Origin of the sequence: Mesorhizobium sp. M7A.F.Ca.MR.148.00.0.0, from assembly GCF_003997735.1 — a bacterium.
Classification (GTDB): domain Bacteria; phylum Pseudomonadota; class Alphaproteobacteria; order Rhizobiales; family Rhizobiaceae; genus Mesorhizobium.
The window spans coordinates 1-10520 of the sequence record NZ_RZTB01000147.1 but is presented as its reverse complement, the minus strand read 5'-3'; the positions used below and the strand labels follow the sequence as shown (position 1 = coordinate 10520).

The 10520-nt window shown below is 63.6% G+C and carries 8 protein-coding genes and 1 pseudogene; 4 read left to right on the top strand and 5 right to left on the bottom strand.

What is annotated here, in order from left to right; translation table 11 throughout:
• A pseudogene (locus tag EOB49_RS38105) lies at positions 1-318 on the bottom strand (phosphate ABC transporter substrate-binding protein PstS); the annotation flags it as partial.
• A gap of 286 nt (positions 319-604) precedes the next feature.
• Complete coding sequence (locus EOB49_RS30230; protein ID WP_127383140.1) at positions 605-1720, bottom strand: anhydro-N-acetylmuramic acid kinase; 1116 nt, start codon at positions 1718-1720, stop codon at positions 605-607.
• Between the two features lie 370 nt (positions 1721-2090).
• Here EOB49_RS30230 and EOB49_RS30225 point away from each other — a divergent pair, with 370 nt between their 5' ends.
• The 4 genes from EOB49_RS30225 (at position 2091) to EOB49_RS30210 (ending at position 5957) form a co-directional block, all read left to right on the top strand.
• Complete coding sequence (locus EOB49_RS30225) at positions 2091-2783, top strand: SDR family NAD(P)-dependent oxidoreductase (protein WP_127383139.1); 693 nt, start codon at positions 2091-2093, stop codon at positions 2781-2783.
• A 186-nt stretch (positions 2784-2969) separates the two neighbouring features.
• Positions 2970-3800: a transporter substrate-binding domain-containing protein gene (locus EOB49_RS30220; protein WP_164781858.1), complete on the top strand. Its 831-nt coding sequence runs from the start codon at positions 2970-2972 to the stop codon at positions 3798-3800.
• A 1-nt stretch (position 3801) separates the two neighbouring features.
• Positions 3802-5163, top strand: coding sequence for a cation:dicarboxylase symporter family transporter (locus tag EOB49_RS30215; RefSeq protein ID WP_127322407.1), 1362 nt, complete (start codon positions 3802-3804; stop codon positions 5161-5163).
• Entirely contained in the window at positions 5160-5957 is a 798-nt protein-coding gene (locus EOB49_RS30210; protein ID WP_127383138.1) for an amino acid racemase, read from the top strand. The genes EOB49_RS30215 and EOB49_RS30210 overlap by 4 nt, the downstream gene beginning before the upstream one ends.
• A 36-nt stretch (positions 5958-5993) precedes the next feature.
• Here EOB49_RS30210 and fhuB read toward each other — a convergent pair whose 3' ends face one another.
• From fhuB to EOB49_RS30195, 3 genes are all read right to left on the bottom strand, one after another.
• Positions 5994-7997: a Fe(3+)-hydroxamate ABC transporter permease FhuB gene (fhuB, locus tag EOB49_RS30205; RefSeq protein ID WP_127383137.1), complete on the bottom strand. Its 2004-nt coding sequence runs from the start codon at positions 7995-7997 to the stop codon at positions 5994-5996.
• Positions 7990-8868 carry an iron-siderophore ABC transporter substrate-binding protein gene (locus EOB49_RS30200; RefSeq protein ID WP_127321334.1) on the bottom strand — a complete coding sequence of 293 codons (879 nt, stop codon included), beginning with the start codon at positions 8866-8868 and terminating at the stop codon, positions 7990-7992. The genes fhuB and EOB49_RS30200 overlap by 8 nt, the downstream gene beginning before the upstream one ends.
• Positions 8869-8902: 34 nt before the next feature.
• A partial coding sequence (locus EOB49_RS30195; RefSeq protein WP_127383136.1) for a TonB-dependent siderophore receptor occupies positions 8903-10520 on the bottom strand: 1618 nt, incomplete at its 5' end.

Below are 10520 nucleotides of genomic sequence, written 5' to 3'. Positions count from 1 at the left end.
CGGCACGGGAACATCCGTGGCGGCGAAATCCAGTTCGGGCTGCGCAAGCCGCATCAGGCCGGCAAGGGATCCGACTGGTTCATAATCGACGGTCCAGTCCAGCGTGAAGAAGTCGCCGCCGTCGGCGCGTGCAGCCTTGTATGTCGTTGCCCACTTGCCGATGATCGGCGCGGCCAGTGTCGACCCCGCACCGCGAATGGGCTCAGCCCGCGCAGCGGATCCGATCATGGCCCCGATGATTGCAAGGGCGAGCGCAGCTGCCGCCCCCGAAACCGTCGGCCGTGCACCGCGCAATAAGGCTAAACCTGCTGGCAACATAAATTGAATCCCAACTATACTGCCGCCGCTATGTAGGCGCGCATCAATGGCCATACGCCTGCGAAATGAGGCGTCAGCTGAAAACAAGATCGCTGTTGTCTTGTATTAATTCTTCTTAACGGTTGGATGACAGTGGGTCCCGGCGGAAAAGCTTTTCGACTATTCCGAAGACCTTTCGACTGCAAGACCTGAGCAAAAAGCCGCATCGCCTGAAAGTCGGCCGGGCGGGAAAGGTCATCCTCAAACACTGAGATAGAGACCATCCCGTTCCGGGATGGAAGAGGCTCTAACTGGCGAGTTTTCCGCCCTGCATCGGCCGCGGTGCGCCGGTCGTGCTCGGAAAGCTGATCGGCAGGCCGCGCAGCACGCGCACCGCGAGGAAAGCAAAACACTCCGCCTCGACCGCGTCGCCGCTCCAGCCGAGGCTCTCGGCCTGCACCACTTCGACGCCGGCACGGCTGGTCAGCATCGCCATCATGGTCGGGTTGTGGCGGCCGCCGCCGCTGACCACCAGTTTTTTCGGACGGCTTGGTAAGAGGTCGAGTGCCTTGCCGACGGCTCCAGCGGTAAAGGCGGTCAGCAGTGCCGCGCCATCCTCCGCATCCAGCCCGTCCGCCATGGCGGCGCCGAAGTCGAAACGGTCCAGCGATTTGGGATAGGGCTTGGTGAGATAGGGGTGCTGCAGCAGCTTGGCCAGCCGCGCCTCGTCCACCTTGCCCGCACCGCCGAGCGCGCCGTCGCGGTCCATCTCGCCGAGCCCCTTCGACTTGATGAAATCGTTCAGCGGCGCGTTGGCGGGGCCGGTGTCGAAGGCAACGACATTGTCGGCGCCATCCCACCAGGTGATGTTGGCGACGCCGCCGAGATTGAGTACGGCCACCTCGCCATTGGCGCCGGCGCCGCGCATCAACGCCGTGTGATAGACCGCGGCCAGCGGCGCGCCTTGCCCCCCGGCGCGCATGTCGGCCGAGCGGAAATCGTAAGCGACCTTGGTACCCAACAGGGCATGCATCAGCTCACCGTCGCCGAGTTGCCTTGTCTGGCCCAGCCGTCCAGCCTGCGGCGCGCGATGCAGAACGGTCTGGCCGTGAAAACCGACGACGCCGATATCGGCCATCGTCATGCCATAGCCTTCGACCAATTCCTTGACGGCTGCTGACTGGGCACGCGTCAGGGCTTCCTCCGCGGTGTGGAAGATCGCCGGCTCCGGCCCGACAAAGTTCCACGCCCGCGCCTCCGTCAGCGTCTCTTCCAGCAGGGAGCGGATCGACGGAGGATAGGGCATCAGCCGGTAGGTGCCGAAATCCTCGATACGTTCGCCGTCGGTCTTGATCAGCGCGACGTCGATGTTGCCGTCCAGCACCGTGCCGGTCATCAGGCCGACGGCCCAGATTGGTTCCATAGTCGTTTCCTTGTTGAGCATGATCTTTCCGGAAACCGTTTCCCACTTTTCGGGACCACGCTCCAGTCCCATTGATGAGATCGCCGACAGCTTTACGAAACCTGACGATTCTACCGCCAAAATGTTGGTCTAATGAATCCGGGCGGCGGGCAAGGTCCAAGCCTTGTCCCTTTCGAAGTGGCGGTCTCGGTGCTGAAGGCCGAGCGGCTTTCGTAGCGCCACAGGCGATGTTGGACCGCGCAACGTCGTTTCTGCAGCCCGTCTGGTTCAACAGCCAACGAGATGCCACCTCTTGCCTGGCAGCCCCGAAGGCGCGACCTTGTCTGGTCTGGCGAACGCTTCCGCCGAAATCCGCAAGGGAGAGAAAATCATGACCTCATCCGATGTGGCCGTTATTGCAGGCGCGGGCGCTGGTCTGAGCGCCTCGCTTGCGCGCCTTCTCACCCGGGAAGGCTTTCGCGTGGTTCTGGCCGCCCGTAACGTCGAGAAGCTCAGCGCTCTGATCGACGAAACCGGTGCTCTGGCCGTTGAGACGGATGTCGCCGACGCTGCGTCCGTCGCCAGGCTGTTCGACACCGCCGACAAGGCCGGCACGCTGGCGCTCGTGGTGTTCAACGCCAGCGCACGCACCCGCGGCCCGATCGCCGAGCTCGATGCGGAAGCGGTCAAACAGGCATTGCTGGTCGGCGCCTATGGCGGCTTCCTGGTCGGCCAGCAGGCGGCGCGCCGGCTGCTTGTCCGGGGATCCGGTTCGATCCTGTTCACCGGCGCCACTGCCAGTGTGAAGGGCTTTCCCGGCTCGGCCGGCTTTGCCATGCCGAAATTCAGCCTGCGCGGCCTGGCGCAGTCCATGGCCCGCGAACTCGCCCCGCAGAACATCCACGTCGCCCATTTCATTATCGACGGCCAGATCGCGCCGCCCGGACAGGCAGCCGATCCCGACCTACAGGACCGCCGCCTGTCGCCGGACGCTATCGCCGAGGCCTATCTCGCGGTCCATCGCCAGCATCGCAGCGCCTGGAGCTCGGAGCTTGAGTTACGGCCTTGGGTCGAGACGTTTTGACAATCCAAACGATCGCCCGGCGGGAAGCAACGCGATCCTTCCGCTTTTCCTAATATATTAGGCAGTGCTGATATTTTGTGGCGCTAAGCTGCTTGTCCAATACATAAAAAGGCTCAGTGTAATATATACGTTTGTTTAACGCGGGTTGTGCATGTTGCAGCTTTCCCGGGTTAATTGAGAACGCGCATGTCGGTTACACGTCGTACACTGCTTGCGGCCGGGAGCGGCGGGTTGCTGATCTCGCAAGCCCGCGCAGCCAGCACTCCGGGACAGCAGGCGCCTCAACCTATCGCGAGCGGCGATGCATTGCGCATCGCAATGCCGGCCTTCGCTTCCAATCCGTTCTTTCCGTCCGACGGATCGGGGGACGATGGCATAGACATGGAGTTGGCCCACGGCATCGCCGCGGCGCTTGGCGTCGAGCCGGTATTCGACCGATCCGCCGCAACGTTCGACGATATCGTCAGACAGGTCAGTTCCGGACAGGCCGACATGGCGATTGGCAAGCTCAGCCGGACGCTTCAGCGCGGCCGGTCGATCATCTATTCCCGCCCCTACGCCATGCTGCGGCAAGGGCTGATCGCCAACCGCCTCAACCTGGCGCGTATCGCGCAAGGCAAACCGGCCGAACAGATCGTCCGTGATTTCTCAGGCGATCTTGGCGTGATCGAGGGCTCTTCATTCGCCACCTATGCGGCCACGACCTTCCCGCATGCGCAAATCCACCGCCTGGCAAGCTGGGATCTGATCATCGATGCGATCCGAAACGGGACGATCGACATGGCCTATCGCGATGATTTCGAGATCAAGAAGCTGATGGTCGACGATCCGTCGATGACGGTTGTCGCGCGCTCGATCACGCTGACCGACAAGGTCGATACGATCGCAGTCGGCGTGCGGCCCGACAATCCGCACCTCGCGGCCTTTGTCGATCTCTATCTCGATCTCGCGCGGGGTCAGCAGATTCTCAACACGGATGAGATCATCGCCCGCTATCGCCTGGGGAGCAAAGCCTGACATGGCCATCTCCGAGGTAGCCGGACCCCTGCCTTTCGACTGGCGCCTCGCAGCAAGGCGTATCCTGCGATCTCCGGTGACGACGATTGTGATGATTGCTGCAGGGATACTGTGCGGCCTCTACTATCCAGACTTTGCCCATGCGATCAGCCCTGTCGCACAGCTCTACCTGAATTTCCTCAAGATGGTCGTCCTGCCCTATTTGGTCTCGTCGGTCATCTTCTCCATCACGGCAATGGTCCAGGACCCGAAATCCGTCCGCTACCTCGGCAAGGTGGGCATGGCCGTGCTGGCCGTATCGTTCCTGAGCGTGCTGGTGAGCGGCACCCTGTCGTTGATCCTGCAGCCGGGCCAGATCGAGAATCCGCAGTCGCGCATCGAGCTTGGCGAGTTCATCAATTCGCAAGGCAGCGTGTCCACCGATCTCGCCTTCCCGTTCCAGCCGCCGCCCTCCAATGGGGATCCCAATGGCGGGCACTCGATCCTGCTCGACCTGGTGCCGAACAACGTCTTCAACGCGCTTGCCTCGGGCCAGACCATCCAGGTTTTGCTGTTCTGCCTGCTTTTCGGGCTCGCGATGGGGAAGATTCCCCAGCCTTCGTCCATGAGCCTGACCCAGGCGCTCAACGCGGTCTACCGGGCCTGCACGGTGCTCACCAACTGGTTCATCTGGGGGTTGCCCTTTGCAACCTTCATCCTGATCGCGGACCAGACCGCGTCGACCGGAACCAAGCCGCTCACGCTGATGGGCGGTTACCTGCTGGTGATGGGCCTCTCCTGCCTCATATTCGTTGCCGGGGCTTTTGCGATTATCGCCATCCGGTCGCGACGAAGCTACTGGACCACGATCAAGACCTGCCAGCCCCTTCTCATGGTGGCCATCACCACACGCTCTACGGTCGCCTCGCTGCCTTGGGTCATCAACCTTTTGAGCGAGCGCCTGCGGTTCAGCCTGGTGGTGGTCGAACTGCTCGTGCCGCTGCAGGCGGCATTGCTGCGTACAGGCCCAGCGCTGCTCTACACCTCGGGTGCGCTTTTCATCGCCCAGCTTTACGGCCACCAGCTTGCAGTCTCGGACCTCGTGCTCGTCGGCATCATCTCAGCGCTTCTCGCGCTCACCACCGGCGGCATGGGTAGCCTGCTCATCCTGTCCCAGATGTCCATCGTGTGCGGCTACCTGAAGCTTCCCTTCGAGGCGGCGTTCGTCCTGTTCGTCGCGGTGGATGCAGCCGTCGACACGTTCATGACGCTGGCCAGCGTCTGCACCGTCGCGGCGAGCACGGCAATGATCGCTCCCAGCCACAGGGAGACGACGCAGCCTGACGTCGCCTCGGACCAGCTCGAAGCCGAGCCTGTCAGATGATCGACGACAGCATCCGTCCCCAGCTCGGCATTATCGGCGGTCTTGGGCCGCTTGCTTCGGCTGATTTCTCCTTCAAGCTGACCCGGATGACCCAGGCGTTCAGAGACAACGAACATGTGCCTGCCGTGATTCTCAGTGTCCCGCAGCTGCCCGACAGGACCGAAGCGATCCTTGCCGGCCATGATGGGCCGCTGGCGCCTTTGAAAGCCGCGGTCGCGACGCTCAATGCGCTCGGCGTCGCCCGCATCGCGATGCCGTGCAACACCGCCCACCATTGGTACAGCCAACTGGCGGCGAATTCGCGCGCGGAAATCATCCATATCGGAGATGCTGTGGTGACGGAGACGCGTCGCAGCCTGGATCAGGGCCGGGTTGCTGTTCTCGCCACCCAAGGCACGCTGGTCTCCGGCTTCTATCAGGACAGGATGTCGGCGGCGGGATTTGAGCTCTGCCTTCCCGCGAATGCCGAGTTTCAGCAGTGTGTCGACAGCGCAATCAGCCTCGTCAAAGCGGGTTCGATCGCGGATGCGGCGGTTGAAACCGAGCGCGCGCTCGATATCGCGCAAGCGGCCGGCGCCGATGCAGCCCTGCTCGGCTGCACCGAACTGTCGGTGGTGGCCGCCAGCCTCAACGATATCAATGGATTGGTCGTCATCGACAGCAATGCGGCCCTGGCGCGAGCCTGTCTGACACGGTTGGGCTTCGGTGCCCAGGAAGCCCGCGGCCTGCCGACCGTATCGCGGCTGCCGGAACATGACCAATCGATGCGCGCCAGCTTGGCCGCACTGGCCTAGCCCTATGGATAGAACCTCATAGCATTTCGGAACCCGTCAGCCCTGGCGCGGCACGCCCTTGGCAAGCAGGTAGACGAGATACGGCCCGCCAAGCAGCGAAGCGAACAGGCCGGCGGGCAGTTCGTAGGGAAAGGCAGCCATGCGCGACAGCCAGTCCGAGACGATCATCAGCAGGGCGCCCAGAAGCATCGCTCCGGCGAGATGGACGCGGGCGCGCGAAAAGCCGACCAGACGGGCAAGGTGTGGCGCGATCAGGCCGACGAAGCTCAATGGCCCGACGACCATGGCGGCCAGCGCGGTGAGGAGCGCGGCAACGACGATCAGCATCAATCGTCCGCCAGCGACCGGCACGCCCAGCCCGCGTGCGCTGTCGGACCCGAGCGGCAGGATGTCCAGCCAGCGGGCGGCAAGGAACAGCGGCAGCGTCAGCGGCAACAGACAGGCGATTGCCAGCCCTGCATCGAGCGCCGACGCCTGGCCGGTCGAGCCGCTCAGCCAGCGCAACAAAATGTAGGACTGCGCGTTGCCCATGGCGATCGTCGCGGTGATCGCAGCGCTGCACAGCGCGCTCATGGCGATACCGGCAAGCAGCAGCCGCTCGGCACCGAACTTTGCTCGTGCGGCAAGGACAAGCATGGCAACCAACGCCGCTAGCGCGCCGAGGCCGGAACCGGCGAGTTGCCAGCCCAGCCCGGCGGTGGCACTAACCATGAGCACGGCGGTCAGGCCGGCGCCGGCGCCGGTGCCGACCCCCAGCACTTCGGGGCTTGCCAGCGGGTTGGCGGTGACCCGCTGGATGACGACGCCGGCGGCCGCGAGCATGGCACCTGCGGCGGCCGCCACGCCGATCCGCGGCGCACGCCACGCGGCGAGATCGGTTAACAGGTCTCCCCCAGCAATAGACCAGCCGTCCGGGCCACGCCCGACGACAAGCGCCACGATGGCAGCGACAAGCGCCAGCGCAAACAGAAGCAGGATGATCAGCCAGGGCCGGCTGGCCTTGCGCGGTGCGGTACCATTCGAACCGAGATGCGGCCACTCGAAAAGGCGCAGCCGCGGCAACAGCCACAGCAGCAGCGGACCGCCGAGCAGGGCGGTGCCGGCACCGGTCGGAATGCGTTCGCCACCGGAACCGGCGGCCAGCTGTACCAGCCCGTCCGTCAGCCACAGCATCACGGCGCCGATCAACGGCGCGGCGATCAGTTTTTGGCGCAGTGTGCGGGCGCCCGAAAGCGTGGCCAGCGCCGGCGCTGCAAGACCGACGAACCCGATGACGCTAACCTCTGCCGCGACTGACGTCGCCATCCACACGGCAAGCGCGATGATGAGAAAGCGGCTTGAGTGACGGGCGACGCCCAAGCCGCGTGCCGAGGCATCGTCGAGACCAAGGATGGTCAGCGGCCGCAGCAGCATCAATGCGGCAACCGCACCGGCCGCCAGCCTGATCGTCAGCGCGATGGTCGGCTCCCAGTCCTGCTGGACCAGCGATCCGCCGCCCCAGATGAACAGCGAAAACAGGTAATCGCCATTGGCGAGGATCAGTGCTGCGCTGACGGAACTGGCGGTCAGCGCCACCATCATCCCGGCGAGCATGACCGACACCGGCTCCAGCCCGCGCCGCCAGGTCAATGCCAGCACCAGCAGCACCGCGGCGATGCCACCGGCGAAGGCGACCAGGCCCTGCGACCGCTCCATCAGCAGCGGTGCGTAAAGCGAGGCGATCGTCATCGCCAGTTGCGCGCCGGCCGAGATGCCAAGCGTCGACGGTTCGGCCAGCGGGTTGCGCAGCACATGCTGCAACAGCAGGCCGGACAAGCCGAGCACGGCGCCCGCCAGCACCGCCACCGCGCCGCGCGGCAGCGTGCTGTAGACCAGGATGACGCGGTCGAGACCGATGCCGCCCGGCAGTGGAGCCGGCCACTGCATGCCGAGCCGCCATGCGAACAGGAGCGCGGCCAGCACCGCCAGGAAGCTCCACAGGGCGATTGGCGACAGCGCGGCACTCGTCGTGGCGCGGTGGCCGACTGCGCGCTCAGCCATGGCTTTGCCCGGCAATAGCTGCCGTCGCCAGGCGCGCGAAGCGACGCGCCGACGGCAGGCAGCCGAAATGGTTGACCGGCTCCAGCACGGCAACGCGGTTCTGACGCACCGCCGGCAGAGCATTCCACAAGGCATTTGTCGGAAGCGAGCGCCCGACATCGGCCGGCAGTGGCGAAACGATCAGGATCGACGCCTCGGGCACGCGCGCCAGCGCCTCCAGTCCGACGGGTGCCGCCGCGCTGTAGCTCGTCTCGTCGGTCCATGCATTGACCAGGCCGAGAAGCGTCAGCACATCGCCGAACATGGAGTCGCGGCCAAAGGCGCGAAAATGCCTGCTATCGCCTAGGCTGATGACGAAGACCGGACGCCCGGAAGCGCGCGGCAAGGTGCCGCGCAGCCGCGCGATTTCATCAGCGGTCTCATCGGTATAGCGCTCCGCCTCGGCCTGCCGTCCCAGCTTTTCGCCCAGGGCCAGTGTCGCTGCCTCGGCGAGCACATAAGGCGGCACGCCGGCCTCGTAGACCGTTTGCGCAAACACCGGCGCGATACGTTCGAGCATCGGGCGCTGGTATTCGTAGAAATTGGAGATCACGATGACATCAGGCGCGACGATGCGCAGCAGCTCGTAATTGGGCGCGCCGCGCAGCCCGAGATCGGTCACCGATTGGGGCACTCTCGGCTCGACCGCGATCTTGCGAAACTGGATCAGTTCGGTCGCCGCCACCGGCTCGATGCCGAGTGCCAGCAACGTCTCCAGCATGCCCCAGTCGATCGCGGCAACCCGCATCGCCGCCGCCCTGGCGGCGACCGGTGGCAGCAATGCCGCGGCCGCCAGCGCAAGCACCTGCCGTCTGTTGGGCAGATGGATCATCACTGGCTTGTTTGGCAAGCTGTAACCAAGTCGACTACCAAGTCGTATGCGCCTTCAGCTTGAACGAGCGGCCTTCGCCATAGGAACAGGCTTCGACAGTGGTGGTCTGACAACTGGAGACATAGGTTTTGTCGAACAGATTGGTGATGTTCAGATCGACACCCCAGGTCTCCCTGTCGTAGCCAAGCTTCAGGTCGGCCAGTGTGACAGCTGGAACCTTGTTGTTGTTTGCGTTGTCTGCCCATGAGGAGCCGACGTAGCGAAGGCCGCCACCGATCGAGATGCCGTCGTACCAGCCGCCACGAAAAGTATAGTCGACTGAGGCGGAGGCCATCACCTCTGGAACGATGAACGGCGTCTTGCCGATCAGCTCCGGGTTGGCGTCCTTGGTGATGTCGATGTCATAGGCGGTGAAAGCGCCGGTGAGCCGGAAATCCTCAGTGACGTTGACCTTGCCTTCCAGTTCTATACCGCGTGAGCGCACTTCGCCGGTTTGCAACTGCGTGAAGAAAGTAACGTTCGACGGTACATTCTGACGGGTCAGGTCAAAAAGCGACAGGGTGAACAGGCCATCGACAAAGGTCGGAACATATTTGACGCCGACTTCGTACTGCACGCCCTCTTCCGGCTTGAACAGATTACCGTTGGCGTCGGTGCCGATGAGCGGGTTGAAGAAGGTGGCAATGCTGGCATAGGGGGTTACGCCGTTGGCAAACTCATAGGCGAGGCCCGCGCGACCGGAGAAGTCGCCGACAGTCTGGTTCTGCGTGCTGGAACTCGCCGAGTAATATGTCGGCCGATTGTCGGCGTCGAGCCAGCCACGGTCGTAACGGCCGTTCAGCGTCACCAGCCAGCCGTCGCCGAAGCGCAACTGGTCTTGCGCATAGAAGCCGAGCTGCTTCTGGGTCAAGTCCTGATTGAGGTAGCTGACTCGTGGCGTCAGTGGCGCGCCGTAGATTGGGTCGAAAGCATCAATGGGAGGGGTTGTGCCGAAGAGCGCCGACGACTGCACCTGGTCGATGTTGTAATATTTGTAGTCGATGCCGGCCAGCAGCGTGTGTTCGACAGCGCCTGTCTCCACCTTGCCCTCGATCTGCAGGTCCGACAGGAATGTCGTGGCGTCGGTATCGTGACCGAAATTGATGCGATTGAGCTGCGTCGCGCTCGCCCACCCGTTGGCGTAGACGTTGACTTCATTAATCGAGGCCGCACTGAGGCGCATGTTGGAACGCACCGTCCATTGGTTGTCGAAAGTGTGCTCGAACTCGTAGCCGATCGAACCTTGCTCGCGCTTGTAGAGATCGACACTCGGCTCGGTAAAATTGGCATCTGGGTCGATTCGACCGTAATTCACTCCGCCGATAATCCGATCCGTTACAGTGCCGATGTAAGGCAGGAAGCTGCCGCCATTGTGGTTCTCGTCGATGTGGCTGTAGTTTGCCAGTACCGTCAGCTTGGTCTGCTCGTCGGGCTGCCAGGTGATGCTGGGCGAAATGAAGCCGCGCCAGCCATTCTGCAAATCGCTGTAGGTGTCGCCGCCGGCGACCTTGCCCGTCATCCGGTAGCTGACCGCGCCATCCTTGGCGACGTCGCCGATGTCGAAGCCGAGATAGACATTGCCGGCATCGTTGACGCCGGTCTCGATATAGCGC

Coding starts and splice junctions, on each gene's coding strand:
- EOB49_RS30210 (WP_127383138.1), top strand. CDS start 5,160: ATGATCGACGACAGCATCCGTCCCCAGCTCGGCATTATCGGCGGTCTT.
- EOB49_RS30230 (WP_127383140.1), bottom strand. CDS start 1,720: ATGGAACCAATCTGGGCCGTCGGCCTGATGACCGGCACGGTGCTGGAC.
- fhuB (WP_127383137.1), bottom strand. CDS start 7,997: ATGGCTGAGCGCGCAGTCGGCCACCGCGCCACGACGAGTGCCGCGCTG.
- EOB49_RS30215 (WP_127322407.1), top strand. CDS start 3,802: ATGGCCATCTCCGAGGTAGCCGGACCCCTGCCTTTCGACTGGCGCCTC.
- EOB49_RS30200 (WP_127321334.1), bottom strand. CDS start 8,868: ATGATCCATCTGCCCAACAGACGGCAGGTGCTTGCGCTGGCGGCCGCG.
- EOB49_RS30225 (WP_127383139.1), top strand. CDS start 2,091: ATGACCTCATCCGATGTGGCCGTTATTGCAGGCGCGGGCGCTGGTCTG.
- EOB49_RS30220 (WP_164781858.1), top strand. CDS start 2,970: ATGTCGGTTACACGTCGTACACTGCTTGCGGCCGGGAGCGGCGGGTTG.